Here is a 26826-nt window from a genome sequence, read left to right as displayed (position 1 = left end):
ACGAGGCCCCCGCGACCGTTCGTGCGGTCGCGGGGGCCTCGGCCTGCGGGTGCGGCGATCAGCCCTTGCGGGCCTTGATCTCCTCGGTGAGGGCGGGGACGACGTCGAAGAGGTCGCCCACCACGCCGTAGTCGACGAGGTCGAAGATCGGGGCCTCGGCGTCCTTGTTGACCGCCACGATGGTCTTGGAGGTCTGCATGCCGGCCCGGTGCTGGATGGCGCCGGAGATGCCGTTGGCGATGTACAGCTGCGGCGAGACGGACTTGCCGGTCTGGCCGACCTGGTTGGTGTGCGGGTACCAGCCCGCGTCGACGGCGGCACGCGAGGCGCCCACCGCGGCACCCAGGGAGTCGGCGAGGGCCTCGATGATCGAGAAGTTCTCGGCGCCGTTGACACCGCGGCCGCCGGAGACCACGATCGCGGCCTCGGTCAGCTCGGGGCGGCCCGTCGACTCACGCGGCGTACGGGCGGTCACCTTCGTGCCGGTGGCCTGCTCGGAGAAGGACACCTCCAGGGCCTCGACCGCGCCGGCGGCCGGGGCGGCCTCCACCGCGGCGGAGTTGGGCTTGACCGTGATGACCGGCGTGCCCTTGGAGACGCGGGACTTGGTGGTGAAGGAGGCGGCGAACACCGACTGCGTGGCCACCGGGCCCTCGTCGCCGGCCTCCAGGTCGACGGCGTCGGTGATGACGCCGGAGCCCAGACGCAGCGCCAGACGCGCGGCGATCTCCTTGCCCTCCGCGGAGGACGGCACCAGCACGGCGGCCGGGGAGACGGCGGCGACGGCGGCCTGCAGCGCGTCGACCTTCGGCACGACCAGGTAGTCGGCGTACTCGGACGCCTCGTGGGTGAGGACCTTGACGGCGCCGTGCTCGGCCAGCGCGGCGGCGGTGCCGGCGGCGCCCGCGCCCAGCGCGACGGCGACCGGCTCGCCGATGCGGCGCGCGAGGGTCAGCAGCTCCAGGGTGGGCTTGCGGACGGCACCGTCCACGTGATCGACGTAGACGAGAACTTCAGCCATGGGAACGAAACTCCTTGCGGATGTGCGAAGTCTGAGGGGCGGGAAGGGAGTTGAGCCTCAAGAGGGCCGGAGCCCTTAGATGAACTTCTGGCTCGCGAGGAACTCGGCGAGCTGCTTGCCGCCCTCGCCCTCGTCCTTGACGATCGTGCCCGCGGTCCGCGCCGGACGCTGGGCCGCCGCCTCGACCTTCGTCCAGGCACCCGCGAGACCGACCTCTTCGGCGTCGATCTCCAGGTCGGACAGGTCCCAGGACTCCACCGGCTTCTTCTTCGCCGCCATGATGCCCTTGAAGGACGGGTAACGCGCCTCACCCGACTGGTCGGTCACCGACACCACCGCCGGCAGCGAGGCCTGAAGCTGCTCCGACGCCGTGTCGCCGTCGCGGCGCCCCTTGACCGTGCCGTCCTCGACCGAGACCTCCGACAGCAGCGTCACCTGCGGCACACCCAGCCGCTCGGCCAGCAGCGCCGGGACCACGCCCATGGTGCCGTCGGTGGAGGCCATACCGGAGACGACCAGGTCGAAGCCGGCCTTCTCGATCGCCTTCGCCAGCACCAGCGAGGTGCCGATGGCGTCGGTGCCGTGCAGGTCGTCGTCCTCGACGTGGATCGCCTTGTCCGCACCCATCGACAGCGCCTTGCGCAGGGCGTCCTTGGCGTCCTCCGGGCCCACCGTCAGGACGGTGACCTCGACGTCGTCGTCGGAGTTCTCCGAGATCTGCAGCGCCTGCTCGACGGCGTACTCGTCGAGCTCGGAGAGCAGACCGTCCACGTCGTCCCGGTCGACGGTCAGGTCATCGGCGAAGTGCCGGTCGCCAGTGGCGTCGGGCACGTACTTCACAGTGACAACGATCCTCAAGCTCACGCCGGCTCTCCTACTGCAATCGTCATTTCGGTGCTGCCTACCTTCAGGCAGCATAGGCGCCTCTAGCGGCCGATCCCGATCGGGGCGACCCCGCGCTCCGAGCGAAATATTACTCGTCAGTACACCCAGTTGGTTCCCGCTAAGCAAGCGCTTTGAACTGTGACCTTCGCAACGCAGCGTAATCGGAACTCGACCGTCTCGCAGGGCGAAGCCGGCGACGATCAGTCGCGCAGACCGTTGAACCGGCCCTGGTGGTACAGCAGGGGACGGCCGGGGCCGGCGGGATCACCGAGGACGACCTCGGCCAGCACGATGCGATGGTCCCCGGCCGGCACGCGGGCGACGACGCGGCACACGAGCCAGGCGAGGACGTCGTCGAGGACGGGGACGCCCTCGGGCCCCTCGCGCCAGGCGGTGGGCGCCCCGAAGCGGTCGGCGCCGCTCCTGGCGAAGGTGGCGGCCAGCTCCTGCTGGTGCTCGCCGAGTATGTGGACGCCGACGTGGTCCGTCCCCGATATGGCGGGCCAGCTGGAGGCGCCGGTGCCGATGCCGAAGGAGAGCATCGGGGGTTCGGCGGAGACGGAGCTGAGGGAGGTGGCGGTGAAGCCGACCGGGCCGGACTCGCCCAGCGCGGTGATCACGGCGACGCCCGCCGCGTGCCGCCGGAAGACGGAGCGCAGCAGGTCGGGAGAGGCGAGTCGAACGGTGTGGGTGTCGAGGTCGGGAGTGGCCGGCACGGCGATGTCCTTCTGCGAGGAGGGGCGAGCGGAGTCGTGGCTGCTCAACAGCCGGGACAGCGCGCGCTCGCGGTGCGGGCCAGGTCGATGTGGGCCCGCCCGTGGAGAAGGAGTTCCGTGGGCATGCAGTCAGGCTGACGATACGTGGCGCACACAGTCAAGTACGTTCCGGCATCTGGGAGATGCCTCACCGTCCACGTCACGGGCTCAGACCGCCTCCCCGAGGGCGGCGATCACGTCGGCCTTGCGCGGCTGGCCGGTCGCGCGCCGCACGACCCGGCCGTCGGCGTCGAGGACCAGCACGGTCGGGGTCTTGAGGATCTCCAGTTCGCGGACCAGCTCCAGGCGGTCCTCGGCGTCAATCTCGACGTGGGTCACGCCGGGCACCATGCCGGCCACCTCGCCGAGGATCCTGCGGGTGGCCCGGCAGGGGGCGCAGAAGGCGCTGGAGAACTGCACGAGGGTGGCGCGCTCGCCGAGTTCCCCGCCCAGTTCGGCCGCGTCGAGCCGCTTTCCGTCGTCGCGCCCGCGCACGCGCACCCTCCCGTTCCGCTGTCGGTGCAGCACCCCGAAGGCGCCCGCCACAGCGAGCACCGCCACGCACACCACCACTCCGGTCATCGACTGCTCCAGCGTTCACGAGACTGCAAAGATTCCCGAGCCCCTGAATCATTTTCCATGCGGAATGCTTGATTCATGGACATCGATGTGAGGGGCCCGCGCTTCGGCGCGGTCGTGACGACCGTGGTGCTGGTCCTCGTGCTCGTCACCGGGAGCGCCTGGCTGCTGGCCTGGCAGACGCTGGTCTTCGCCCTGGGCGCGGCGGGACGCTCGCCCTACGGCTGGCTGTTCCGCAGGGTCGTACGGCCCCGGATCGGGCCGCCGACCGAGTTCGAGTCGCCGCAGCCGCCGCGGTTCGCCCAGGCGGTGGGACTTGTTTTCGCCGTTCTCGGTCTCTTCGGGTACTGGCTCGGGCCCGCGTGGCTGGGGATGGCCGCGACGGGGCTCGCGCTGGCGGCCGCCTTCCTGAACGCCGCGTTCGGATACTGCCTGGGCTGCGAGTTGTATCTGCTGGTGCGGAGGGTGACACCGCGCACCGAGTAAAGGAGGGTTAAAAGGGCGAGGTGGATCACCGGGGCCGACGTGACGAGGATCTCCGCCGTCGACCGGAACTTGGGCTGGCTCCCGGGCCGTTCTTGGGGCACGATCTGCGACGAGCCGTAAAACCTACGGCTGCGTAACTTTCCCGCCGGGAGCTCCTTCCCAGGCTGAGAAGGAAGGGTCCACCCCGTCCCATGGCAGAGCTTGTCTACCGCCCCGTCATCGGTCTCGCACTCACGTTGTTCAAGGCGTGGGACCTGAAGATCGACTGCAAGGGGTCGGAGAACATCCCACGCTCGGGCGGTGCCGTGCTGGTGAGCAACCACATCAGCTATCTGGACTTCATCTTCGACGGCCTCGCGGCGCTGCCGCAGAAACGGCTCGTTCGCTTCATGGCGAAGGAGTCGGTCTTCCGGCACAAGATCTCCGGCCCGCTGATGCGCGGCATGAAGCACATCCCCGTGGACCGCGAGCAGGGCGAGGCGGCGTACGCGCACGCGCTGGACTCGCTGAAGTCCGGTGAGATCGTCGGGGTGTTCCCCGAGGCGACCATCTCCCAGTCCTTCACGCTGAAGTCCTTCAAGTCCGGTGCCGCGCGCCTGGCCCAGGAGGCGGGCGTCCCGCTGATCCCGATGGCGGTGTGGGGGACGCAGCGACTGTGGACCAAGGGCCATCCGCGCAACTTCAAGCGCAGCCACACCCCGATCACCATCCGGGTCGGCGAGGCGATCGAGGCGTCCAAGGACAAGTACGCCGGCGCGATCACCCGTCAGTTGCGCGAGCGGGTGCAGGAACTGCTCGAGGCCGCCCAGCGCGCCTACCCCGTCCGCCCCAAGGACGCCGAGGACACCTGGTGGATGCCGGCCCATCTGGGCGGTACGGCGCCCACGCCGGAGCAGGTACGGGAGTCCGAGGCACGCTGAGACGGCGTCGGAGGCCGTCCGCGGACCGGCGACGCGAAAAAGTCACCGGCGCTTCCCCGTAAACGGCCTCCTGACGACCCGTCGCGCCGACGGTGAGGGTGGTTCGCCCCGCCCCTGATGACAGCCCCCGTCCGTCGCCTCCTCAGCCCCTCCAGGCGTCGGCCACGGCTTCCGCGTCGACCGCCCGAACTCGGCATCCGTCCTGCTCAGGCCTAGGATCCCGGAGGTCGGAAGGGGATCTGATGGACCGGGACATACGCACGGTGGAGGACGTCCTACGGCTTCTGGACGGGCTGTTCGCCTCGGGAGCCGACCGCTGGACCGGGAACGCGGGTTCCTGGTGGGACGAGTTCTACGCGGACCGTTCCAGACCCGTCCCGTTCTTCGCCGCGAAGCCCGACGAGAACCTGGTCTCCTACGTCGACCGCGGCCTGGTCGCCCCGGGCCGCGCCCTCGACCTGGGCTGCGGTCCCGGCCGCAACGCGCTGTACCTCGCCTCGCTGGGCTTCGAGGTCGACGCCGTGGATCTGTCGCCGGTGGCGGTCGACTGGGCGCGGGAACGCGCCCGCGAGACGGGCGCCGAGGTCCGGTTCCTGTGCGGCGACGCCTTCGCACTGCTCGACGACGAGATTCACGGCCACTACGACCTGGTCTACGACTCCGGCTGCCTCCACCACCTGCCGCCGCACCGCCGCATCAGCTACCTGGCGCTGCTCGACCGATGTCTCGCGCCCGGCGGGCTGTTCGGGCTCACGTGCTTCGCCGTCGGCGCCATGGGGTCCGAGCTGCCGGACGCGGAGTTCTACCGGCGCGGTCGCCTGGAGGGCGGTCTCGCCTACACCCCCGAGTCCCTGCGCCGGATCTTCTCCGGTCTGACGGAGATCGAGATACGGCGGATGCGGGACGAGCCGCCCGGGTCCGCCCGCTTCGGCGAACCCTTCCTGTGGACGGGCCTGTTCCGCAGTTCCTGAGCCCCGCCCGCTCAGTCGGCGGTCTCCGCCTCACGAACGTCGATCCGCGCGCCCGGGCTGAACTTCTGCAGCAGTTCGGCGAGTTCGGCCCCCGCCGCCTCCAACTCGGCGACCGGCAGGGGGGCCATGCCCTCCAGCAGGAAGATGCCGGAGACGGTCTCCTCGGTGAGCCGGGTGCGCGGGCCCTGGCGCCAGTTCCAGCGACGGCAGGTCACACCGGCGTCGTCGCGCCACACCACCTCACCCGCGCCGGGGTGTTCGACGGTCTCCTCGCCCCCGGCCACCGTCACGAAGTCCTCGTCGCCCGCGGCCCGTACGAGCCGCATACCGCCCCGGATGCGGTCGATGTCCTCTCCGCCGACCGGGATCAGGTGGGCGACGCTGACGGCGTTGTAGAGATCGACCAGGAGGTTGACGCGGGGCAGGCCGGCGTCCGACAGGGCCCTCTTCGCCAGCGCCTCGGCCGAGTTGCGGGTGCGGGAGGGCTTGGAGCCGAACGCGGTGTACACCTCGCGCCAGGCGGCCATGTGCGGGTCCTCGTGCGGGGCGCGGCCGTCCAGGCGTGCGGCGAGACGGCGGGCCGCGTCGTCCAGCAGGGCCGAACTCCCTTCGGTGCTGGGCCCGTTGACCAGGCCGTGCGCCTCGATCGCCAGGTGGGTGAAGCCGGGCGCGAGGGCGCGCACCTCGTCGGACACGGTCAGCGGGAGGGTCATCGTCTGCCTCAGAGTGCGGTGGGGAGCGTCTTCCACAGGTACGCCCGGTCGGGGGCGGCCTTGAGTGCGTCGAGGACGGCCGGATGCGGTTCAGCATACAGGACCGGATAGTCCAGCTCATTGAACTCCGGGTCCGGCGCGAAGGCCAGGCGTTCCCCGTCGAGGGAGAACTGGGCGTCCACGCCGGGTTTGTTGCCGCGCGGGTCCTGCCGGTGCCAGGCGCCGTTGAAGCGGACGGCGACCAGACCGTGGACCACGTCGAACTTCTGGTAGCAGAGCGCGGTCGGGATGTCCTCCGCCCGCAGCAGGGCCGCCAGCGCGTGGGACTTCGCGTAGCAGATGCCGGTGCCCTGCTCCAGGACGTCGGAGGCCCGCCAGGTGACACGCGGGTCCCCGGAGTCCTGGGAATGCGGGATGGTGTCGCGGACGAACTCGAACGCCAGCCGCGCATAGGCATAGGAGTCCTCGGCATCCCGCGCGAGCCGGGCAGCCGTCCGCCTGACGAGCGGATGGTGATGGTCGATGACCTCGTCGGCGGCCAGATACGCGGACAGGTCGGGGGTTTTCTGGATCAGCTCCATGCCCGCAGAGCATAGAAACGCGATCACTCGACCGTCAATGACTTTACGAGTGACCGCATATCTATGCATGGCCCGAGGGTCTACTGGCGCGCCATCTCCTCCTTCAGCGCCGCCACGAACGAGTCCACGTCGTCCTCGGTCGTGTCGAACGCGCACATCCAGCGCACGACGCCGGCCGCCTCGTCCCAGAAGTAGAACCGGAAGCGCTTCTGCAGCCGCTCGCTCACGTCGTGCGGGAGCCTGGCGAAGACGCCGTTGGCCTGCACCGGGTAGAGGATCTCCACGCCGTGCACGGCACGCACGCCCTCGGCCAGGCGCTGGGCCATCTCGTTGGAGTGGCGGGCGTTGCGCAGCCACAGGTCCTTGGCGAGCAGGGCCTCCAGCTGCACCGACACGAAGCGCATCTTGGAGGCGAGCTGCATGGACAGCTTGCGCAGGTGCTTCATGTGGCTCACGGCGTCCTGGTCGATCACCACGACCGCCTCGCCGAACAGCGCGCCGTTCTTCGTCCCGCCGAGGGAGAGGATGTCGACGCCGACCGCGTTGGTGAACGTCCGCATCGGGACGTTCAGGGACGCGGCCGCGTTGGCTATGCGGGAGCCGTCCAGGTGCACCTTCATGCCGTGCGCGTGGGCGTGCTCGCAGATCGCGCGGATCTCCTCGGGCGTGTAGAGCGTGCCGAGCTCCGTGCTCTGGGTGATCGAGACGACCTGCGGCATCGCGCGGTGCTCGTCCTCCCAGCCCCAGGCCTGCTTGTCGATCAGCTCGGGGGTCAGCTTGCCGTCCGGCGTCGGGACGGTGAGCAGCTTCAGGCCGCCCATGCGCTCCGGAGCGCCGCCCTCGTCGACGTTGATGTGGGCGCTCTCGGCGCAGATCACCGCGCCCCAGCGGTCGGTGACCGCCTGGAGCGCGACGACGTTGGCGCCGGTGCCGTTGAAGACCGGGAAGGCCTCCGCGGTGGCCCCGAAGTGGCTGCGGATGATCCGCTGCAGGTTCTCGGTGTACTCGTCCTCGCCGTAGGCGACCTGGTGCCCGTCGTTGGCCAGGGCCAGGGCGGCGAGCACCTCCGGGTGGGCCCCGGCGTAGTTGTCGCTGGCGAAGCCGCGGACGTCCGGGTCGTGATGGCGACGGGCGTCGGTCTTCGGGGGGTTCACGGCTTGTCGGTCAGCCACAGACGCTTTCCGTTCACTTCGGCGGCGGGCTTGCTCCAGACGTCGGCGATGGCCTCCGCGAGGTCCTTGACGTCCGTGAAGCCCGCGAACTTCGCGTTGGGGCGCTCGGCGCGCATGGCATCGTGCACCAACGCCTTCACCACCAGGATCGCAGCCGCCGACGTCGGCCCCTCGGGACCCCCGGCCTTGCGGAAGTAGTCGGCCATGGCCAGCGTCCACGCCTCGGCGGCGGCCTTGGCGGCGGCGTACGCCGCGTTCCCGGCGGTGGGCTTGGAGGCGCCGGCGGCGCTGATCAGGACGTAGCGGCCGCGGTCACTGCGCTGGAGCGCCTCGGAGAAGGCGAGCGAGGTGTGCTGCACGGTGCGGATGAGCAGCAGCTCCAGGAAGTCCCAGTCGTCGAGGCTGGTCTTGATGAAGGTCTCGCTGCCGCGCCAGCCGCCGACGAGGTGGACCACGCCGTCGACGCGGCCGAAGTCCTTCTCGATGTGCATGGCCCAGTCGCGGGTGGACTCGAGGTCCAGCAGGTCGACGGATTCACCGGTGACCGTGGCGCCGCCCGAGGCGTACCGGGCCGCGTCCACCGCCTCCGCGAGCCGCTCGGGATCGTTGTCGGCGCCGACGACGGTCGCCCCGGCCTCGGCCAGCCGCAGCAGCGCGGCCCGCCCGGCGGGTCCGCCCGCGCCGGCCACCGCGATCACCGCACCGCTGAGAGCTCCGTTCCCCGCCATGTTCTTCGCCTCCTGAGCTTGCTGAGCAGTGTTCCCGGTGCCGCGCACGCTCACGCGGCGGCCCGCTCGGCGCTCTGCGCCGTGATGCCCCGGGTCGAGGCGATCACGTTCTTGAGCTTCTTGGAGAGGGCCTCATAGAACATGCTCAGCGGAAACTCGTCCGGAAGCACGTCATCGACGAGTTTCCGGGGCGGCTGGCTCAGGTCGAGGGCGTCGGGGCCCTTGGCCCACTTGGAGCCCGGGTGCGGGGCGAGGTAGGTGGAGACCAGCTCGTACCCGGCGAACCAGTGGACGAGCTTGGGGCGGTCGATGCCGTCGCGGTAGAGCTTCTCGATCTCGGCGCACAGCTCGTTGGTGACCTGCGGGGCGCGCTGCCAGTCGATGTGCAGCTTGTTGTCGGTCCAGCGGACGACATCGTGCTTGTGCAGGTAGGCGAAGAGCAGCTGGCCGCCGAGGCCGTCGTAGTTGCGCACCCGCTCGCCGGTGACCGGGAAGCGGAACATGCGGTCGAAGAGGACCGCGTACTGCACGTCACGGGCCTGCGGGACGCCGTCGGCCTGGAGTTTGACGGCCTCCTTGAAGGCGGTGAGGTCGCAGCGCAGCTCCTCCAGGCCGTACATCCAGAACGGCTGGCGCTGCTTGATCATGAACGGGTCGAAGGGCAGGTCGCCGTGGCTGTGGGTGCGGTCGTGGACCATGTCCCACAGGACGAAGGCCTCCTCGCAGCGCTTCTGGTCGTGGACCATCGCGGCGATGTCCTCGGGCAGTTCCAGGCCCAGGATGTCGACGGCGGCGTCGGTGACCCGGCGGAAGCGGGCGGCCTCGCGGTCGCAGAAGATGCCACCCCAGGAGAAACGTTCCGGCGCCTCGCGGACGGCGATGGTCTCGGGGAAGAGGACGGCGGAGTTGGTGTCGTACCCGGCGGTGAAGTCCTCGAACTTGATGCCGCAGAACAGCGGGTTGTCGTAGCGGGTGCGCTCCAACTCGGCCAGCCAGTCGGGCCAGACCATGCGCAGCACGACCGCCTCGAGGTTGCGGTCGGGGTTGCCGTTCTGGGTGTACATCGGGAAGACGACCAGGTGCTGCAGGCCGTCCGCACGGTTGGCGGCGGGCTGGAAGGCCAGCAGCGAGTCCAGGAAGTCGGGCACCTGGAAGCCGTCGACGGACCACCGCTCCAGGTCCTTGACCAGGGCCTCGTGGTAGGCGGTGTCGTGCGGGAGCATCGGGGAGAGCTCCTCGACGGCCTCCGCGACACGCCGTACGGCGGCCTCGGCGTCGGCGCGGTCGGGTGCGCCCTCGGCCTCGAAGTCGATCGACCCGTCCTTGGACTGCCATGGCCGGATCCGCTCCACGGCATCCTTGAGCACCGGCCACGCCGGGTGCTCGACCACCCTGGTCGCGGGAGGAACCTGCTCCCCCGAAGCCGCCTGCACAAGAATTTCCGTCATGTCCCATCCTCCACGGGAGAAGCTTGCGTAAGGAGACCGTATACATACGGGCTTTCTCCCAGCAAGTGCGCCCTCCGGAAATTATCCTGCGCAACCGCATCGTCACGGAACTTTTTCCTGCCCGACGCAGTGAATGCGGCTCTGCCGGGTATACGACGGCACCGCACGGGTATCAGCCAACCGGTCAATGCCCGCGGGACTCGCCCACGCCCGGGTGAGCGGCAGCGGCCGCAAGGGCCGGACAGGCCCCGTACGCCACGCCGATCCCTCGTGTACGCACGGGTTCATCGCGCGGCCGGGCCGTTAGGCTGCGGCTCTGCCCGCGCGGCCGTCCGCTCCGGTCCGCGCGCGGTCCGAGCCGCCCGTCGACGGAAGCGAGTTGAACTTTGAACTTCCTTACCATCGGTCACCGCGGAGTCATGGGTGTCGAGCCCGAGAACACCCTCCGTTCCTTCGTCGCCGCCCAGCAGGCCGGCCTCGACGTCATCGAACTCGATCTGCATCTGAGCAAGGACGGCGCGCTCGTCGTCATGCACGACACCGACGTGGACCGCACGACCGACGGCACCGGCCCCATCGCCGAGAAGACCCTCGCCGAGCTGCGCGCCCTGGACGCGGGCCGCGGCGAGCACGTGCCGGTCTTCGAGGAGGTCCTGGAGGCGGTACGCACGCCGCTGCAGGCCGAGATCAAGGACGTGCAGGCCGCCCGGGCGCTGGCCGAGGTGATGCTCAAGCGGGACCTGGTCGCCCGGGTGGAAGTGTCCTCCTTCCACGACGAGGCGGTCGCCGAGATCGCCCGCCTCGTGCCCGGGGTGCGCACCGCGCTCATCGGCAGCCGCTTCGGCACCGACATCGTCGACCGTGCCGTCGAGGCCGGCGCGGCGACCGTCTGCCTCAACATCCGCCGGCTGACGCTGGAGATCGTGGAGCGGGCCCGCAAGGCGGACCTGCGGATCATCGGCTGGGTGGTCAACACCCAGGACCATCTGCGTCTCGTGAGGGCACTGCAGCTGGACGGCGCGACCACCGACTACCCGGAGATCAAGCGCACCGCCCGCTTCACGGCGTGACGCTCAGCCGAGCTCCTTGACCAGCAGCTCGAACTGCAGGTCGTCGCGCTGCGGGATGCCGAAGCGCTCGTCACCGTACGGGAAGGGGGTCATCCTTCCCGTACGGCGGTAGCCGCGGCGCTCGTACCAGGCGATGAGGTCGTCGCGTACGGAGATCACGGTCATGTGCATCTCGCGGACGCCCCAGGTCTCGCGCGCCGCGCGCTCCGCCTCCGCGATGATCACCTTGCCCAGACCGCCGCCCTGGAGTCGCGGGCTGACCGCGAACATCCCGAAGTAGGCGTGGGCGCCGCGGTGTTCGAGCTGGCAGCAGGCGATGACCACGCCGTCGCGCTCGACCGTGAGCAGACGGCTGTCGGGTGACTTGATGACCGCGAGCACGCCCTCCTGGTCGGTGCGCTGTCCCTCCAGGATGTCCGCCTCGGTGGTCCATCCGGCCCTGCTGGAGTCTCCGCGGTACGCCGACTCGATCAGCGCGACCAGGGCGTCGACGTCGGCGTCGGTGGCATCGCGGAAGGTCAGTCCGGCGGCGGTTTCCATGGTGCGGCTCTCCGATCTCTGACACGGCAGGGCATCGATGAGGGTAACGCCGCCACTAGGCTTCGGGTGCATGGTGCACGTTCTCAGCAGTCGTACCCTGCTCCGGCCCGCGGACCCTGAGCGCTCCCGCCGCTTCTACGGCGAGCAGCTGGGCCTCGCCGTCCACCGCGAGTTCGGCACCGGGCCGGACCGCGGCACCGTCTACTTCCTCGGCGGTGGCTTCCTGGAGGTGTCGGGGCGCTCCGAGGCCCCGCCCTCCCCCGCCGTACGGCTGTGGCTGCAGGTCGAGGACGCCGACGCGGCGCACGAGGAGCTGCGCGCCAAGGGGGTCCGGATCGTGCGGCCCCCGGTGCGCGAGCCCTGGGGGCTGATCGAGATGTGGATCGAAGACCCGGACGGGACGCGGATCGTGCTGGTGGAGGTGCCGGCGGACCATCCCCTCCGGTACCGGCCCGGGATCTGAACCGCCCGCGGCGGCCGCCGGATGGCCGGGCTCCCCGGGCGGGCTTAGCGTGCTGAAGGGGGTCCGGGCCGGACATCCCGCGGAAGGAACGCCATGGATCTCGACACACCGGTGACCGGCGGGCCCTGCTGGACCGAGCTGGGGACCGACGACCTGGACGGCGCCAAGCGCTTCTACGGGCGGCTGTTCGGCTGGCGTGCCGAGACGGATCCGCGTCAGCCGGCGGGCGGGTACACGGTCGCGCACCTGGGCGACGCGGCGGTGGCCGCGCTGTCGCCGCTGTACCAGCCGACGCAGCCCGTGGCGTGGAACGTGTCCTTCGCGGTCGCCGACGCCGACCGGGCGGCACGAGAGGTGACCGAGGCCGGTGGGACGGTGCTGCTCGGGCCGGTGGACGTGTTCGACACGGGCCGTTTCACCGTGGTGTTCGACCCGGCCGGTGCCGTCTTCCAGCTGTGGCAGGCGCGGTCCTTCCCGGGCGCCGGGCTCTTCAACGTGCCCGGCGCCCTGGGCTGGGTCGAACTGCTCACCCGCGCCCCCGAGCGGGCCGTGGACTTCTACACGACCGTGTTCGGCTGGACCGTCGAGGCCTCGGCGCACTACACACAGTGGGGCCTGGACGGCGCCGACTTCGGCGGGATGGTGCGCATGGACGACAAGTTCCCGCACGAGGTGCCCCCGCACTGGCTGCCGTACTTCGCCGTGGCGGACGTGGACGCGACCGCGGCGGAGGCGACCGCGGCGGGCGGCACGGTTCTGATGGAGCCCACCACCGTGCCCGACGGCCCGCGGATCGCGGTGCTGCGCGATCCGCAGGCGGCGGTGTTCGGGGTGTACGAGGCCGGACGGGAGAGCTGAGCGCCCCGGATCAGGGGCGCGCCGCGAGAGGGGTCACCGTGATCCGGTCGATCACCGGGGCGTAGGGCGAGCGCTGGCCGTGGGGGTTCCGTGTGTCGCCGTCGAAGTCGGGGAGTTCGTCGGCGGTGAGGGTGACGGTGTTGGTGCCCTCGTCCAAGGTGACGGGGACGGTGAGCTGCCGGAAGTCGTTGAAGTGGAAGGTGGTCGGGAACAGCGCCCGGTGCGGGGCCGCCCCGTTGACGGAGATGTCCGCGTGACGGCAGATGGGGTCGGGGTTGTAGTGCGTGGCGGCGGCCTGTTCGCCGTTGGAGTAGCGGATGGTCAGCGCGTGCCGGCCGGCGTGCGCCGCCGTCACCGTGAGGGTGAGCGCGTTGGCGGGACCGGCGCCGATGCCGTCGACCGCCTTGCCACCGGTGGCACGGGAGTACGCGGTCACCTTGGCGGCACCGGTCAGGGTGCCCTCCTGTGCCGCGTACGCGGTCGTGGGCAGCAGACCGCGCGACGGGCCGACGGTCAGCCGGTCCACGACCAGGCGCTCCGAAGTCCCCGTCAGCGTCACCTTGTTGACGCCCCCCGCCAGGAAGAGGGGGACGGGTCCGCGCGCCGCCGGCCCGATCTCCTCGCCGTTGACGGTGAGCAGGCCCTCCCCGGGGCCGAGCAGGTCGACGGTGACCGTCGCCTCGCCGTCGTCCGCGGCGTGCACCCAGAAGGTGACGGTGCCGCCGCGCGGGAGGACCACGGCTCCGGGACCAGAGGCCCCGCGACACGCGCAGTCGACTCGCGCTCCCGCGCCGAGCGCCGCGAACTCGGCCTCGTAGAGGTCCACTTGGTGTTCGTCGCGCAGGGCGAGGTCCAGTCTGTCGATGACGGCGTCGCCCTCGGTCTCGCCGAGGTCGGGGTCCTGGGCGGCGAGGGTGATGCGGTGCGGGCCGCGGGTCAGCTCGGCCCGGATGTCGGCGTGGCCCCACACGGCCCACTTGTAGCCGAGCGGCAGCAGCAGTTCGCGCGGGTCCTCGCCGTCGACGCGCAGGAAGACGTTGGTGGGGCCCGACTCGCGCACCAGGTCGGCCCGGTTGTAGGAGTTGGCGAAGACCCGGATGTCGTACGTCCCGTCCTGGGGGACCTCGACGTCGAAGGCGAGGACGCCGTCGGAGCCGGTGCGCAGGCCGCCCACGTGGTAGCCGCCGGAGGTGGCGAACCTGTCGACGGCGGAGGGTGACCCCTCGGGGCCGTTCCTCGAGTAGCCTCCGCCCGTGTAGAGCGCGTCCTCCGCCTCGTACGTCCCGCGCCAGCCGGTCGACGGCGCGAGCGGTACGGCGCCGTTGCCGCCCGGGGAGAGGATCACCTGGTAGGCGGACATCTCGTCGAGGCCGGTCAGCGCAAGCGTCACCCTGCCCGCCGTGACCGGCAGTTCGAGGTCGCGCAGCCGCAACGGCTGGGCGGAAGCTCCGACTTGGCCGGTCCAGGGGATCTCCTGCAGCCGCAGGTGCACCCGGGTGCCGAAGACCTCCGCGTCGACGCCCTCGACGACCAGGTCCGCCGCCCCGCCCGCCCCGCCGAACAGCACCCGCGCCTGGCGTTTGTCCCGGTCGAGCGTGGCGACGCCCTGCAGCGTGTACTGCACGTTGGGGTGCGGCGCGGTGACGCGCACGGTGGTGCCGGACATCTGGCCGTAGGCGTTGAACAGCCACCACTGCCCGTTGGCCTTGTTCGTCTCCACCGCCGAGTCGTTGAGGTTGCCGGCGATATTCCAGTACGCCATGTCGGCGTCGACCTTCGACTCCTCGACGGCGGCGATCCACTGGATCATCTGGCCGGGGACGGAGAGGTGGTAGTTGTGCGCGTACTCGTTGAGGTTGACGGGGAGCGGGCCGATCCCCAGCTCCTTCTCCATGGCTCGGTACTCGGCGACCTTCGTGCGGACCTCGTCCGGGGACGACAGCTCGTGCCAGGTCACCACGTCCGGCAGTACGTCGTGGTCGCGCGCGAACTCCAGGAAGCCCCGCACCTCGGGGTAGAGGATGCTCGTGTTGGGGCCGGCGACACGCGCGCCGGGGTCGATCTCCTTGATGAGGCGGTAGGCGCGCGTCCAGGCCGAGAAGAAGGGACCGGGCTCGGTCCGCCAGGAGACCCCGTCGTGACTCCACTCCCCCGTGCCGAACATGTTGCCCTCGGGCTCGTTGAACGGCACCCACACGAGGTGGGACGTGAGCGCGCCGAGCGTCCGCGCCTGCCGCACCTGCCGGCGGACGATCTCCAGGTGGCCGGCGAGCCGCTCCTCGCCGGTGGCGCCCGGCCACTCGTAGGGGAAGCCGCGGTGGAAGTCGGTCGTGTACACGTAGACGTCCTTGCCGCCCGAGGCGACGAAGGAGGGCAGGATCTCCAGGGCGTCGGCGCCGGGGTGCTGGACGCCGTCCTGGGCCTTGGTGGTGACCGTGCGGACGTACATGCCCTCGACGACCGCGCGGCTGGGCACGCCGTCGCCGTAGAGGCCGTAGAGCGTGCCGCTCGCGCCGCCGTGGAAGGGGCCAGTCTCGGTGCCCAGGTCGACAGTGAGCGTCTCGGCCGTCACGGCGCCCTCTTTCGTTCGAGATCCCGTACGCCAGCCGAAGATCCGAACCGGCGTGGTCGAACCTAGGGACCGCTCGGGGATCGCGTCAACGGGGGTCCGGTCTCCGAAAACTTCCGAAGGCCGCCGCTCAGGCCCGCAGCATGCCCGGGGTGCCCTCCAGCCGGCCGAGCAACTCACCCAGCAGGTCGGCGAGTTCGCCCTGCCCTCGCGGGTCGAGGGCGGAGAGGACGGTGGTCTCGTAGGCGAGTTGCTCCGGCAGGATCGAGTCGACGAGGTCCTGGCCGGAGTCGGTGAGGCGGACGTGGGCGACCCGTCGGTCACGGGTGTCACCGCGTCGCTCCACCAGACCGCGCTCGGTGAGCGCCTTCAGTCGCTTGGTGACGGCGGCGCCGGAGGAGAAGGTCTCGCGCGCCAGTTCGCTGGGGGTGAGTTCGTGGCCGGTGCGCCGCAGCGCGCCGAGCAGGTCGAACTCGGGGCGGCTCAGGGCCGCCCGGCGCAAGGGGGCGTCCTCGGCCTGCTGCAGCAGCGCGGCGCAGCGGTTGATCCGGCCGATGATCTCCATGGGGCCGGTGTCGAGGCCGGGGTGGACGGCCTGCCACTGCCGGACGACGGCGGAGACGGTGTCGCCCCCGGTCTCGCCCTGCCGCCGCCCGTTCGCTGCCGTCATGGCCGTACGTCCTCCCTCGCGCCGCGCAGCCCCAGCTGCCGTACCGTCGCCGCGAGCGTACGGTGTCCGGCCTGCTCGGCGCGCACGACCCGCTCCTGGGGCAGGGCGCGCTGCCACCATTCCCCGGACGCGGCGTCCACGGTGGCGCGCAGGTCGGCCAGGGCCGCGGCGAGCGCGCGCCGGGCTTGCTCCAGAGCGGCGGGGGCGGCGGGCCCGGCCAGCAGGCGGGCGGTGCGTTCGCGGGCGCGCTCGACGGCGGCCAGCGCGTGCTCGACGCGGTCCGCGGAGCGGCGGTCGGTGACGGCCACCGCGACGAGGAAGCCGACCAGGGCGCCGACGAGGGTGTCGACCACTCGCTCGGTGATCAGCCGCCCAGGCGCCTGGTAGCGGTTGAACTCGGTGATGAGCAGGGCCATCGGGGTCACGCAGACGGTGCCGAGCCAGTAGTTGCGGCCGATCAGGGCCTCGGCGCCGAAGTTGAAGGCGAGGCAGCACAGGACCAGGGCCGGCTGCCCGAGATGGGCGAGCGGGGCGACGGCGGCGAAGAGCAACACGCCGAGGATGTTGCCGACGACACGCTGGACTCCCCGGCTCCAGGTGAGGGTGAGGTTGGCCTGGTAGAGGGAGGCCGCGGTGACCAGGGCCCAGTAGGGGCGGCCGACGCCGAGGGCGAGGGAGGCGTAGCCGGCCAGTGCGCAGCCCAGGGCGGTGCGGATGGCGTGGGGGGCGAGCGGGCCGAGCGTGGTCCACAACGGCCGTGCCGGGACGGCGAGTTCGGCGTCGACGCCGAGGAGTTCGTCGGCGTCCCGCGGTTCGTGGAACTCGGGGATCGGGCCGCTGCCGCACAGGTCGCGTGACCAGGTGCGCAGCAGTTCGGGGTCGGTGTCGGCGGGGGCGGCGAGGGCGACCTCGGCGCGCACCACGAGGTGTTCCAGGGCACGCCGGGCGGCAGGGTCGCCGGAGGCCAGGAGCGCCTGCCAGGCGGCCTGGATCGCGGCGGCCGCGGCGGCGCGGGATCGGGGGTGTCCGTCGTCGGCGCCGTGGGTGGCGGCGTAGGCGGCGGCCGCGTCGAGGGCCTGGGCGGTGGCCTGGCGTTCCGGGCCGTGCGGACGCAGCAGGCCGGGCGCCATGCCGATCAGCCATGCCCAGGCGCCCGTCGCGAGGGCCAGGGCGAGGTGGCCGGGAACCTGGGCGAGGGTCTGTGGGACGAAGAGGGAGGCGGAGCTGATGAAGGTGAGCACGACGTTGCCGGGCGGGCCGACCCGGGTGGCGTCGCACAGCACCTTCTGCACCGCCGCGAGCACCGCGCCCACGGTGACCAGGACGACGGCGCTGGAGGTGAGCGAGGCCGTGGTCAGGGCGACGGCGAGGCCGCCGACCATGCCCAGGACGACCCAGGCCAGGACGCGGGCCCGGGCGGCGTAGGGGCGGTTGTGGGCGTAGAGGGCGCACAGCGATCCGGCCATCGTGTACATGGCCAGGTCGAGCCGGCCGAGGGCCAGCAGGAGGAGGTTGGGCGGGGCGACCGAGGCGACCACGCTCAGCGCGGGCTTGAACCAGATGGCCGAGGGGCGACCGAGGCGCAGGGCGCCGGCCAGCGGGAGTCGGCGGGCGCGGGGGGTGGTGGGGACGGGGGTCGCACGGCTCATGGACACAAGCTTATCAGGTGTTTTACTCGTAAATCATTTCTGTGCGGGTCTGCTCACCTGCCGTGCTCCCTCGAATGCTCCCCGTGTACATCCTTGCGCTCGCGTGCGCACCGGACGGCCCGGGCATCGACGCACTGTCGAGACCGTCGAGCGGGGAGGTGCGCGTGCACGGACCGGCTTCGCCCGGCTGGCTGCTGGTCGCGCTGTGTACGGCGACCGGGGCCTACTGTCTGCTGCGGATGCGCAGCACCGTCGAGGAACAGCGCCGCTCCGCGGGCGGCGAGGCGCTGATGGGCTTCGGGATGGCCGCGATGGCCGTACCGGCGGCGGTGGTCAGCCAGCCGTCGTGGGCCTGGCCCGGTTACGCGGTCCTGTTCGGGTCGGCCGCGCTGCGCGCGCTGTGGGCCGCGCGCCGGGACCCGCACCATCTGCACCACCTGGTCGGCGCCTCGGCGATGGTCTACATGGCGGTCGTGATGGCCGCCGCTCCGGGCCACCACGCCGGGCACGGCGGGCCGGCCGGGGTGCCACTGCTCACCGGTGTGCTGCTGCTCTACTTCACGGGCTACGTCCTGCTGTCCGGCGTGCGGCTGATACCCGTTGCCGCGGGCGGCGGGGCCGTGGGGTGGGGCGACCGGCCGGAGCTGGCGAGGGCGTGCCGGCTGTCGATGGGCATCGCGATGGTGGCGATGCTGATCACGCTCTGAGCGCCGCCGTGGCGGCCGGCCCCCCGCGTGGCCGCCGCCGTCACCTCGTGCGCGGCGCCGGGGTGGAGAAGGCCCGCGCGGGAACCCGCGGAGGACACAACCGTCCGCGTATTGGCGGCGGGCCTCCCGCGTCGGCGAGGATCACTCCATGCACAACCCGCCCGTCGTCTCCCCGCCCCGCCCGCCGGACCACCGCCTCGCGGCGCGCGCCGCGGGGGCCGCGGGTGTCCTGGCGGTGTGCTCGGCCCTCCTGCTCGCCCTGGTCGTGGCCGGGTGGCACCCGCTGACGGCCCTCGACGGCGACGTCGCCCGCACCGCCCATCGCTGGGCCGTGGACGACCCCGGCCTCACCCACGTCTGCCGCATCCTGACCGACTGGGTCTGGGACCCCTGGACGATGCGCCTGGCGACCGTGCTCACCGTGGTGTGGCTGGTGCGGCGGCGCTCGGCGCGGTGGACCGCGTACTGGCTGGTGGCCACGGTCACGCTGGGCTCGGTGGTCCAGCAGGGCTTGAAGGCCGCGGTCGGCCGTCCGCGGCCCGTCTGGCCCGACCCCGTGGACTCGGCGCGCTACGCGGCCTTCCCCTCGGGACACGCGATGACCGCCACGATCGTCTGCGGGCTGCTGCTGTGGCTGGCCCACCACTACGGCGTGGGCCCCGCCCTGCGGCGGACGGCACTGTGGGTGGCGGTGGTCTCGGTGACCGGTGTCGGCCTGACCCGTGTGTGGCTGGGCGTGCACTGGCCCTCGGACGTGCTGGGGGGCTGGCTGCTGGGGGCGGCGATGGTCGCGGTCGCCGTCGGGGTCCATCAGCGGTGGGGCCCCGAGCGCGCCGGAGCGGAATCCGACCGTGTCGGCCGCGGCGGACGCCCTCCCGCCCGGCGGAACCTCGCATCGTAGGATCCACCCATGCTCGCCGTCCTCTTCGACTTCTCCGGCACCCTGTTCCGCATCGAGTCCACCGAGTCCTGGCTGCGCGCCGTACTGAAGGAAGCCGGGACGGCGCTTGCGGAGCAGGAGTTGCTGCAGGCGGCGAAGGCCCTGGAGGCGGCGGGCGCACTGCCGGGCGGGGCGTTTCCGCTGCAGGTGCCCGCGGACCTCGCCGAGCTGTGGCGGGTGCGGGACGCGAGCGCCGAGCTGCACCGGGCCGCCTACACCGGCCTCTCCCGCCAGGTGCGGCTGCCCGACCCGGCCCTGCACGACGCGCTGTACGACCGGCACATGTCCCCGGCCGCGTGGGCGCCGTATCCCGACGCCGCGGAGGTCCTGTACGCGCTGTGCGAGCGAGGGCTCGGCATCGGCGTGGTCAGCAACATCGGCTGGGATCCGCGGCCCGTCTTCGAGGCGCACGGCCTGGACCGGTTCGTGGACACGTACGTGCTGTCGTACGAGCACGGCATCCAGAAGCCCGACCCGCGGCTGTTCGCCCTCGCCTGCGAGGCCCTGGAGGTCGAACCCCACGAGGCGTTGATGGTCGGCGACAGCCGGGAGGCGGACGGCGGCGCGGCGGCTCTGGGATGCCGGGTGCACTTCGTGGACCATCTGCCCGTCGCGCAGCGGCCGGACGCCCTGCGTCCGGTGCTGGACCTGGTCGACTGAGCCGGCTCCGCGCCCCCTACTCCAGATATCCCTCCACCTGCGAGGAGGGGCGCACGCTCGCCTCGTCCGGGTTCTCCCCGAACTCCTTCTTGGCGCGCCGCTGCCGCAACAGGTCCCAGCACTGGTCGAGTTCACGCTCCAGCCGGCCGAGCTTCTGCTGTTCCGTCTCGCCGTCGATCTCCCCGGAGGCGAGGGATGTGCGGAGCCTGCGCTCGTCCTCGACCATCTCCGAGATCCTGGCCAGGATCCGCTCGTCCTGTTCCATGCCCGTACGCCTCCTCGGCTCGACACCGATGACCACTGTAGGGACGCGGGGGCCGCTGTGCGACGGGAGCGGGAGAACCGGAGGTCAGGCCGTGAGAGAGCCGAAACAGTAGCCTCAGGACACCTTCGGGGCGGTATGACCGCCCGCCTGAGACGATCCCCCGCGTCGCCCCAGACGGACGGCAGCCCTGACCACGCCCTTTGAAGGTGGCGGCCCGGATGCGTTGAGTATAGTTGGCTGGCAGCCAGTCAACGCAGGAGTTACAGCATGTCCCCGCGCAGCGCCTCGGTCAATGAAGAGTTGCGGAGACGTTCTCGGGAGCGGCTCCTGCAGGCGGCTGTCGAGATGGTCGGCGAGCACGGCTACGAGGCGACGACGCTGGGTGACATCGCGGACCGGGCCGGCTCGGCGCGCGGTCTGGTGTCGTACTACTTCCCCGGGAAGCGGCAGTTGGTGCAGTCGGCGGTGCACCGGCTGATGCACCGCACGCTGGAGGAGGCGCTGGAGCGCGAGCCGCGCACCGAGGACGGGCGGGAGCGGATGGCGCGGGCCATCGACGCGATCCTCGGTCTGGCCCGGGACCGGCCGGTGTTGATGCGCCAGCACATGGCGGGGCTGCTGCAGGCCGAGGGCTTCATGCAGTGCCCGGAGCAGCAGCGGCTCGCCGAACTGCTGCGGGACACCGTCGCCCGGCACGGTTCGCGGGACGCGGCCGCCGACTACCCCATGTTGCGCTCCCTGTTGATGGGCGCCGTCTACGCGATGGTGCTGCCGAACGTCCCGATGCAACTGACCACCCTGCGGGCCGAGCTGTTCGCGCGTTACCGGCTCGACTGGGAGATGGGCGTCCCGCCGGACACCGGGGAAGCGTCCGGCGGGACTCAACAGTCCGACCTGTCACGGTTCTTCGCCACGGGCGAGGGTCCGGACGAGGGATCGGAGGTGCCGGTCGGGTCGAAGTAGCCCGGCACCGCCGGGAGCGGGACGACCCGGCCGGTCAGCGCCGGGCGTGACGGGGTGTCAGGAAGCCCGCGTCCCGCGCCTGCGAGATCATCCGCAGCGACTTGCGGCGGCTGTGCCCGGTCGCGCACATCACCGCGAGGACCGGGTCGACGCCCTCCTCCTGGGCCGCGCGGTACTCCTGCGCCACCAGCCACCGCCCCTCGATCCCGCGCGGCCAGGACGGCCGGGCCCGCCGCCCGCTCCCGGACTCCTCGCCCTCCGCGCCCGGCTCCCCGGAGGCGCCGCACGCCTCGAAGAGCGGCTCCTCGATCCACTCGGCGAGCACCGCGAGGTCGTCCAGTGACAGCGCGGGCTGGGCCCGGACGTCCTCCAGGGAGACACACCCCCCGCCGACCACGGCGAGCGCGTCGACCCGGGCGCCGTCGGTGAACGCCAGCCGGACCTGGAACCACGCCGTACTGTCCCCGCCCTCCCGCACTTCCCACGCGGGCCATACGGACACGGCGCCATCCGTCGGACAACGATCAGAAAGATTAAGAAAGGATGCTTCTAGCACACACGCAACGTAACCGCATGATCACTTTCCATAAGAACGGACACGCACGCCGGTGGCTCGCCGACACCCTGTCAGCGGAGCACCGGTGGTGCCATCCTTGAGCCGTCCGCGATCTCCCGCCGTGAGGAGTTCCGCCGTGCTGCATGTCGCCGTGATCGGCTCCGGGCCGAGCGGTTGCTACACCGCCCAGAGCCTGGTCCAGGCGGACCCGGAGGTCCTCGTCGACGTCCTGGACCGGCTGCCGTGCCCGTACGGGCTGGTGCGGTACGGGGTGGCGCCGGACCACGAGAAGATCAAGTCCCTGCAGAACAACCTCCGTTCCGTCCTGGAGCACGAGCGGGTGCGGTTCCTCGGCGGCGTCCGGGTCGGCCCGGGCGGGGTTCCGGCCTCGCGGCTGCGGGAGCTGTACCACGCGGTGGTGTACTGCGTGGGCGCTTCCACCGACCGGCACCTGGGCATTCCGGGCGAGGACCTGCCGGGCAGCTGGTCGGCGACGCAGTTCGTGGCCTGGTACAGCGCCCACCCGGACGCCGCCGACGACGGGTTCGTGCGCGACGCCCGCTCCGCCGTGGTCATCGGTGTCGGCAACGTGGCGGTGGACGTCACCCGGATGCTCGCCCGGGGCGCGGCCGAGCTGAGCACGACCGACATTCCGCAGGCGGCGCTCGGCGCGCTGGCCGCCAGCCGGATCACCGACATCCACATGGTGGGGCGACGCGGACCCTCGCAGGCCCGTTTCACGACCAAGGAGCTGCGCGAGCTGAGCGGTCTGCCGGACACCGAAGTCACCGTCGATCCGGCGGAGTTGGCGCTGGATCCGGCGTACGCCGATCCGTCCGCGCTGCCGACGGCACGGCGCCGCAACGTGGAGGTGCTGCGGGGGTGGGCGGCCGAGGCGTCCGCCCACCCCGGTGCCGGCTCGGTCGCCCGGCCCGCGTCCCGCAGCATCGCCCTGCGGTTCTTCCTGCGTCCCGTCGAACTGCTCGCCGACAAAGGGCGGGTGGGCGCGGTGCGCTTCGAGCGCACCGTGTGCGACGGGGACGGCGGCGTCACGGGCACGGGGCGGTACGAGGAGATCGAGGCGCAGTTGGTGCTGCGCTCGGTGGGCTATCGGGGGCTGCCGCTGGAGGGGCTGCCGTTCGACGCGGCGCGCGGCACCGTGCCGCATCTCGCCGGGCGCGTGCTGCGCGAGGGTGCAGTCGGGCCCGGCGAGTACGTGGCCGGCTGGATCAAGCGCGGCCCGACCGGAGTGATCGGCACCAACCGGCCGGACGCCAAGGAAACGGCGACCTCCCTGCTGGAGGACGCCCCCGTGCTGCTGCGCAGGGACGTGCCCGGCGACCCGCTCGCGGCGCTGCGCGCGGCCGGTGTCGAGCCGGTGACGTGGACCGGCTGGCAGGCGATCGAGCGTGCCGAGGCGGCGCTCGGGGCCTCGCTGGGGCGGAGCGTGGTCAAGCTCGCCGACTGGGAGTCGCTGCTGGCGGCGGCACGGACGGCGGCCCCGTAGCGGAGTCCGGCGCTTGTGGGTGGGCAGTACACAGAACGGCAACACGGCAGAAATCAACAAACTGTTCAAGCCTCGTACGGTCTCGTGCTGTTCGGATGCCCCCGCCGCTCTGGAGTCCCCATGACCGCACCCGCCCCCGTCCACCCCGTCGACGAGGTCCCGCCCGTACGGCAGTTGGCCGCCTTCGGGCTGCAGCACGTGCTCGCGATGTACGCGGGCGCGGTGGCCGTCCCGCTGATCGTCGGCGGGGCGATGAAGCTGTCGCCCGCGGACCTGGCGTATCTGATCACCGCCGACCTGCTGGTGTGCGGCATCGCCACGCTCATCCAGTGCGTGGGGTTCTGGCGGTTCGGCGTCCGGCTGCCGATCATGCAGGGCTGCACCTTCGCCGCGGTGTCGCCGATGGTGCTCATCGGGACGACCGGCGGCGGTCTGCCCGCGATCTACGGGTCGGTGATCGTCGCGGGATTCGCGATCATGCTGCTCGCGCCGGTGTTCGGCAGGCTGCTGCGTTTCTTCCCGCCGCTGGTGACCGGCACGGTGATCCTGATCATCGGGGTGTCGCTGCTGCCGGTCGCGGGCAACTGGGCCGCGGGCGGCGCCGGTTCGAAGGACTTCGGCGAGCCGAAGAACCTGGGCCTGGCCCTCTTCGTGCTGCTGGTCGTGCTCGGCGTCCAGCGGTTCGCGCCCGCGTTCCTGAGCCGGATCGCGGTGCTGATCGGCATCGCGGTGGGTCTGGCGGTGGCGATCCCGTTCGGCTTCACGGACTTCGGCGGAGTCGGCGACGCGGACTGGGTGGGCATCAGCACGCCGTTCCACTTCGGCGCGCCCGCCTTCCACGCCTCGGCGGTCATCTCGATGCTGGTGGTGGCGCTGGTGACGATGACCGAGACGACCGGTGACCTGATCGCCGTCGGCGAGCTGACCGGACGCGGGGTCGAGCCGCGCTCGCTGGCGGACGGGCTGCGCGCCGACGGCCTGTCGACCGTGCTGGGCGGCGTCTTCAACACCTTCCCGTACACGGCGTACGCGCAGAACGTGGGCCTCGTCGGCATGACCCGGGTGCGCAGCCGCTGGGTGGTGGCCGCCGCGGGCGGCATCCTCGTCCTGCTCGGCCTGCTGCCCAAGCTGGGCGCGGTGGTCGCGGCGATACCGGCGCCGGTCCTGGGCGGCGCGGGGCTGGTGATGTTCGGGACGGTGGCCGCGAGCGGCCTGCGCACCCTCGCCCAGGTGGACTTCAAGGACAACCACAACCTCACGGTCGTGGCCGTGTCGGTGGCCGTGGGGATGCTCCCGGTCGGCGTGCCGACGGTCTACGAGAAGTTCCCCGACTGGTTCCAGACCGTGATGAACAGCGGCATCAGCGCGGGCTGCCTGACGGCGATCGTGCTCAACCTGCTGTTCAACCACCTCCCCACGAAGGCGGCTTCAGCCCCCGAGGCGGGCGGCCTGCCGGCCGGCGGCGGCGAGCAGGGCGTCGAGCAGTCCCGGGAAGAGGTCGTCTAGGTCGTCCCGGCGCAGGCCGTTCATCTTGGCCGTGCCCCGGTAGCACTGCCGGATCACCCCGGCCTCGCGCAGCACCCGGAAGTGGTGCGTGGACGTGGACTTGGTCACCGGCAGCGCGAACTGCGAACACGTGAGCTCGTCGTCGTCGGCGGCGAGCTCACGCACGATCTGCAGCCGCATCGGGTCGGAGAGCGCGTGCAGCACGGCTTCCAGCCGGATGTCCTCGCTCGCGGGGTGCGGCAGGTCGCGGTTGCTGGTGGCGGGGGCGGTACTCACGGGATCATTGTACGAGAGGCATCGTAGTTTGACACCCGGCGTACTACGATGGTTATCGTACGATCGTCATTCGGTCCCGCGAGAACGGAGCAGCTCGTCATGAGCGCCCTCTTCCAGCCCTTCACCCTGCGTGACGTGACCATTCCGAACCGGGTCTGGATGGCCCCGATGTGCCAGTACTCGGCCGACCCCGAGGGCCCGGGGACCGGCGCGCCGAACGACTGGCACTTCACGCACCTCGCGGCCCGCGCGGCCGGGGGCACGGGCCTGATCCTCACCGAGGCCACGGCCGTGTCGCCCGAGGGGCGGATCTCCCCCTACGACCTGGGCATCTGGAACGACGCGCAGGTCGAGGCGTTCCGGCGGATCACCCGCTTCCTCGCCTCCCAGGGCACGGTGCCGGGCATCCAGCTCGCCCACGCCGGCCGCAAGGCCTCGACCGACCGGACCTGGAAGGGTGGCGGACCGGTGGGGCCGGAGGCGTACGGCTGGCAGCCGCTCGCGCCGAGCGCGGTCGCCTTCGACGAGCGGCACACGGTGCCGACCGAGCTGACGGTGGATCAGATCAAGGAGATCGTCGGTCAGTTCGCCGACGCGGCCCGCCGCGCCCTCGCCGCCGGTTTCGAGGTCGCCGAGATCCACGGCGCCCACGGCTACCTGATCAACGAGTTCCTCTCGCCGCACTCCAACCACCGCACCGACGCCTACGGCGGCTCCTACGAGAACCGCACCCGTTTCGCCCTCGAGGTCGTGGACGCCGTACGGCGGGTGTGGCCCGAGGACAAGCCGCTGTTCTTCCGGATCTCGGCGACCGACTGGCTGGAGGAGGACGGCTGGACGGCCGACGACACCGTCCGGTTCGCCGCGGACCTCCAGGCCCACGGCATCGACCTGCTGGACGTCTCCACCGGCGGCAACGCCTCCGGTGTGCGCATCCCGGTCCGGCCCGGCTACCAGGTGCCGTTCGCGGCCCGGGTGAAGGCCGAGACCTCCCTGCCCGTGGCCGCCGTCGGCCTCATCACCGACGCCGAACAGGCCGAGAAGATCCTGGCCAACGACGAGGCCGACGCCGTACTGCTGGGCCGCGAGCTGCTGCGTAACCCCTCCTGGGCGCGGCACGCGGCGCGGGAGCTGGGCGGGGACGTGCGCGTGCCGGACCAGTACCACCGGTCCGTGTAGCTCACTGCGGGTCGAAGTCGGAGCTGGCCGCGACGACGTGGCCGTGCAGGCCCTGCCATGCCTGGTGCTGGGCCAGCTCGGCCACCTCGCGGGTCTCCGCCACGACGTCACCGCGTTCCCGGACGAGGCTTTCGTAGACGGGTAGGTGATCGTTGTGCGTCGCGTTCGATGTCACGGCTTGATCCTTCT

30 protein-coding genes are annotated in these 26826 nt (G+C 71.6%); 13 read left to right on the top strand and 17 right to left on the bottom strand.

All coding sequences use genetic code 11. The annotated features are described in order from the left end of the window. Positions 1–58: 58 nt before the first annotated feature. From ACIGDI_RS06375 to ACIGDI_RS06360, 4 genes are all read right to left on the bottom strand, one after another. Positions 59–1021, bottom strand: coding sequence for an electron transfer flavoprotein subunit alpha/FixB family protein (locus tag ACIGDI_RS06375; RefSeq protein ID WP_200701035.1), 963 nt, complete (start codon positions 1019–1021; stop codon positions 59–61). A 75-nt stretch (positions 1022–1096) separates the two neighbouring features. Further along, on the bottom strand, positions 1097–1885 hold the full coding sequence (locus ACIGDI_RS06370; RefSeq protein WP_399891294.1) for an electron transfer flavoprotein subunit beta/FixA family protein: 789 nt from the start codon (positions 1883–1885) through the stop codon (positions 1097–1099). A 221-nt stretch (positions 1886–2106) separates the two neighbouring features. Beyond that, entirely contained in the window at positions 2107–2622 is a 516-nt protein-coding gene (locus ACIGDI_RS06365; RefSeq protein ID WP_399891291.1) for a flavin reductase family protein, read from the bottom strand. 207 nt (positions 2623–2829) lie between these two features. Then, positions 2830–3243 (bottom strand): TlpA family protein disulfide reductase, encoded by a 414-nt coding sequence (locus ACIGDI_RS06360; protein WP_399891288.1) that lies wholly within the window; start codon positions 3241–3243, stop codon positions 2830–2832. A 75-nt stretch (positions 3244–3318) separates the two neighbouring features. On the opposite strand from ACIGDI_RS06360, the gene ACIGDI_RS06355 reads away from it, so the two are divergent. The 3 genes from ACIGDI_RS06355 (at position 3319) to ACIGDI_RS06345 (ending at position 5617) form a co-directional block, all read left to right on the top strand. After that, entirely contained in the window at positions 3319–3726 is a 408-nt protein-coding gene (locus ACIGDI_RS06355; protein ID WP_399891285.1) for a DUF4395 domain-containing protein, read from the top strand. Between the two features lie 191 nt (positions 3727–3917). Beyond that, positions 3918–4646 carry a 1-acyl-sn-glycerol-3-phosphate acyltransferase gene (locus ACIGDI_RS06350; RefSeq protein WP_200701031.1) on the top strand — a complete coding sequence of 243 codons (729 nt, stop codon included), beginning with the start codon at positions 3918–3920 and terminating at the stop codon, positions 4644–4646. A 242-nt stretch (positions 4647–4888) separates the two neighbouring features. Continuing rightward, positions 4889–5617, top strand: coding sequence for a class I SAM-dependent methyltransferase (locus ACIGDI_RS06345; protein ID WP_399891281.1), 729 nt, complete (start codon positions 4889–4891; stop codon positions 5615–5617). An 11-nt stretch (positions 5618–5628) separates the two neighbouring features. Here the strand turns inward: ACIGDI_RS06345 and ACIGDI_RS06340 are convergent, their stop codons facing one another. The 5 genes from ACIGDI_RS06340 to ACIGDI_RS06320 all read right to left on the bottom strand — a co-directional run bounded on the left by ACIGDI_RS06340 (position 5629) and on the right by ACIGDI_RS06320 (position 10259). Further along, positions 5629–6330, bottom strand: a complete 702-nt coding sequence (locus tag ACIGDI_RS06340) for a B3/4 domain-containing protein (protein ID WP_399891278.1) — start codon at positions 6328–6330, stop codon at positions 5629–5631. Positions 6331–6338: 8 nt separating this feature from the next. After that, positions 6339–6911 carry a transglutaminase domain-containing protein gene (locus tag ACIGDI_RS06335; RefSeq protein ID WP_399891275.1) on the bottom strand — a complete coding sequence of 191 codons (573 nt, stop codon included), beginning with the start codon at positions 6909–6911 and terminating at the stop codon, positions 6339–6341. Between the two features lie 80 nt (positions 6912–6991). Then, positions 6992–8065, bottom strand: coding sequence for a low specificity L-threonine aldolase (locus ACIGDI_RS06330; protein ID WP_200701027.1), 1074 nt, complete (start codon positions 8063–8065; stop codon positions 6992–6994). Continuing rightward, positions 8062–8811, bottom strand: a complete 750-nt coding sequence (locus tag ACIGDI_RS06325) for an SDR family NAD(P)-dependent oxidoreductase (RefSeq protein ID WP_399891270.1) — start codon at positions 8809–8811, stop codon at positions 8062–8064. Before ACIGDI_RS06325 ends, ACIGDI_RS06330 begins: the two co-directional genes overlap by 4 nt. Before the next feature lie 50 nt (positions 8812–8861). Beyond that, the gene (locus ACIGDI_RS06320; protein ID WP_399891268.1) at positions 8862–10259 is read right to left on the bottom strand and encodes a DUF6421 family protein; all 1398 of its coding nucleotides are present in this window, start codon (positions 10257–10259) and stop codon (positions 8862–8864) included. 386 nt (positions 10260–10645) lie between these two features. Here ACIGDI_RS06320 and ACIGDI_RS06315 point away from each other — a divergent pair, with 386 nt between their 5' ends. Then, positions 10646–11329: a glycerophosphodiester phosphodiesterase family protein gene (locus ACIGDI_RS06315; protein ID WP_351576787.1), complete on the top strand. Its 684-nt coding sequence runs from the start codon at positions 10646–10648 to the stop codon at positions 11327–11329. Positions 11330–11332: 3 nt separating this feature from the next. On the opposite strand, the gene ACIGDI_RS06310 is transcribed toward ACIGDI_RS06315, so the two are convergent. After that, positions 11333–11869 (bottom strand): GNAT family N-acetyltransferase, encoded by a 537-nt coding sequence (locus ACIGDI_RS06310; RefSeq protein ID WP_399891264.1) that lies wholly within the window; start codon positions 11867–11869, stop codon positions 11333–11335. A gap of 70 nt (positions 11870–11939) precedes the next feature. Between ACIGDI_RS06310 and ACIGDI_RS06305 the strand changes: the two genes are divergently transcribed. Together ACIGDI_RS06305 and ACIGDI_RS06300 are read left to right on the top strand one after the other, a co-directional pair. Beyond that, positions 11940–12332, top strand: a complete 393-nt coding sequence (locus ACIGDI_RS06305; protein WP_399891261.1) for a VOC family protein — start codon at positions 11940–11942, stop codon at positions 12330–12332. Positions 12333–12425: 93 nt separating this feature from the next. Continuing rightward, positions 12426–13190, top strand: a complete 765-nt coding sequence (locus ACIGDI_RS06300; protein WP_399891258.1) for a VOC family protein — start codon at positions 12426–12428, stop codon at positions 13188–13190. A 10-nt stretch (positions 13191–13200) separates the two neighbouring features. Here ACIGDI_RS06300 and ACIGDI_RS06295 read toward each other — a convergent pair whose 3' ends face one another. From ACIGDI_RS06295 to ACIGDI_RS06285, 3 genes are all read right to left on the bottom strand, one after another. Continuing rightward, on the bottom strand, positions 13201–15804 hold the full coding sequence (locus ACIGDI_RS06295) for a cellulosome protein (protein ID WP_399892957.1): 2604 nt from the start codon (positions 15802–15804) through the stop codon (positions 13201–13203). 85 nt (positions 15805–15889) lie between these two features. Next, the gene (locus ACIGDI_RS06290) at positions 15890–16429 is read right to left on the bottom strand and encodes a MarR family winged helix-turn-helix transcriptional regulator (protein ID WP_399891255.1); all 540 of its coding nucleotides are present in this window, start codon (positions 16427–16429) and stop codon (positions 15890–15892) included. Next, on the bottom strand, positions 16426–18078 hold the full coding sequence (locus ACIGDI_RS06285) for an FUSC family protein (RefSeq protein WP_399891252.1): 1653 nt from the start codon (positions 18076–18078) through the stop codon (positions 16426–16428). The genes ACIGDI_RS06290 and ACIGDI_RS06285 overlap by 4 nt, the downstream gene beginning before the upstream one ends. A gap of 164 nt (positions 18079–18242) precedes the next feature. On the opposite strand from ACIGDI_RS06285, the gene ACIGDI_RS06280 reads away from it, so the two are divergent. The 3 genes from ACIGDI_RS06280 (at position 18243) to ACIGDI_RS06270 (ending at position 20385) form a co-directional block, all read left to right on the top strand. Further along, a complete protein-coding gene (locus tag ACIGDI_RS06280) occupies positions 18243–18785 on the top strand; it encodes a DUF5134 domain-containing protein (protein WP_399891249.1) in 543 nt (180 codons plus the stop codon). Positions 18786–18933: 148 nt separating this feature from the next. Further along, positions 18934–19686: a phosphatase PAP2 family protein gene (locus ACIGDI_RS06275; RefSeq protein WP_399891245.1), complete on the top strand. Its 753-nt coding sequence runs from the start codon at positions 18934–18936 to the stop codon at positions 19684–19686. A 9-nt stretch (positions 19687–19695) separates the two neighbouring features. Next, complete coding sequence (locus ACIGDI_RS06270) at positions 19696–20385, top strand: HAD family hydrolase (RefSeq protein WP_399891242.1); 690 nt, start codon at positions 19696–19698, stop codon at positions 20383–20385. A gap of 16 nt (positions 20386–20401) precedes the next feature. Here ACIGDI_RS06270 and ACIGDI_RS06265 read toward each other — a convergent pair whose 3' ends face one another. Continuing rightward, positions 20402–20650 carry a DUF2630 family protein gene (locus tag ACIGDI_RS06265; protein ID WP_399891239.1) on the bottom strand — a complete coding sequence of 83 codons (249 nt, stop codon included), beginning with the start codon at positions 20648–20650 and terminating at the stop codon, positions 20402–20404. A 267-nt stretch (positions 20651–20917) separates the two neighbouring features. Here ACIGDI_RS06265 and ACIGDI_RS06260 point away from each other — a divergent pair, with 267 nt between their 5' ends. Continuing rightward, positions 20918–21613, top strand: coding sequence for a TetR/AcrR family transcriptional regulator (locus ACIGDI_RS06260; protein WP_399891236.1), 696 nt, complete (start codon positions 20918–20920; stop codon positions 21611–21613). A gap of 34 nt (positions 21614–21647) precedes the next feature. Here ACIGDI_RS06260 and ACIGDI_RS06255 read toward each other — a convergent pair whose 3' ends face one another. Beyond that, on the bottom strand, positions 21648–22115 hold the full coding sequence (locus tag ACIGDI_RS06255; RefSeq protein WP_399891233.1) for a DUF6214 family protein: 468 nt from the start codon (positions 22113–22115) through the stop codon (positions 21648–21650). 190 nt (positions 22116–22305) lie between these two features. Here ACIGDI_RS06255 and ACIGDI_RS06250 point away from each other — a divergent pair, with 190 nt between their 5' ends. Both ACIGDI_RS06250 and ACIGDI_RS06245 read left to right on the top strand, forming a co-directional pair. Further along, positions 22306–23676 (top strand): FAD-dependent oxidoreductase, encoded by a 1371-nt coding sequence (locus ACIGDI_RS06250; RefSeq protein WP_399891230.1) that lies wholly within the window; start codon positions 22306–22308, stop codon positions 23674–23676. A 120-nt stretch (positions 23677–23796) separates the two neighbouring features. Further along, complete coding sequence (locus ACIGDI_RS06245) at positions 23797–25182, top strand: nucleobase:cation symporter-2 family protein (RefSeq protein ID WP_399891227.1); 1386 nt, start codon at positions 23797–23799, stop codon at positions 25180–25182. Here ACIGDI_RS06245 and ACIGDI_RS06240 read toward each other — a convergent pair. Beyond that, positions 25105–25458, bottom strand: coding sequence for an ArsR/SmtB family transcription factor (locus ACIGDI_RS06240; protein WP_399891224.1), 354 nt, complete (start codon positions 25456–25458; stop codon positions 25105–25107). The genes ACIGDI_RS06245 and ACIGDI_RS06240 overlap by 78 nt on opposite strands. A gap of 99 nt (positions 25459–25557) precedes the next feature. Here ACIGDI_RS06240 and ACIGDI_RS06235 point away from each other — a divergent pair, with 99 nt between their 5' ends. Further along, the gene (locus ACIGDI_RS06235; protein WP_399891221.1) at positions 25558–26637 is read left to right on the top strand and encodes an NADH:flavin oxidoreductase/NADH oxidase; all 1080 of its coding nucleotides are present in this window, start codon (positions 25558–25560) and stop codon (positions 26635–26637) included. Between the two features lies 1 nt (position 26638). Here the strand turns inward: ACIGDI_RS06235 and ACIGDI_RS06230 are convergent, their stop codons facing one another. Continuing rightward, positions 26639–26812: a hypothetical protein gene (locus ACIGDI_RS06230; protein WP_399891218.1), complete on the bottom strand. Its 174-nt coding sequence runs from the start codon at positions 26810–26812 to the stop codon at positions 26639–26641. Between the last annotated feature and the right edge of the window lie 14 nt (positions 26813–26826).

The organism is Streptomyces sp. NPDC085900 (assembly GCF_044540925.1).
Classification (GTDB): Bacteria; Actinomycetota; Actinomycetes; order Streptomycetales; family Streptomycetaceae; genus Streptomyces; species Streptomyces gilvifuscus.
This window is presented reverse-complemented; position numbering and strand designations above follow the sequence as displayed.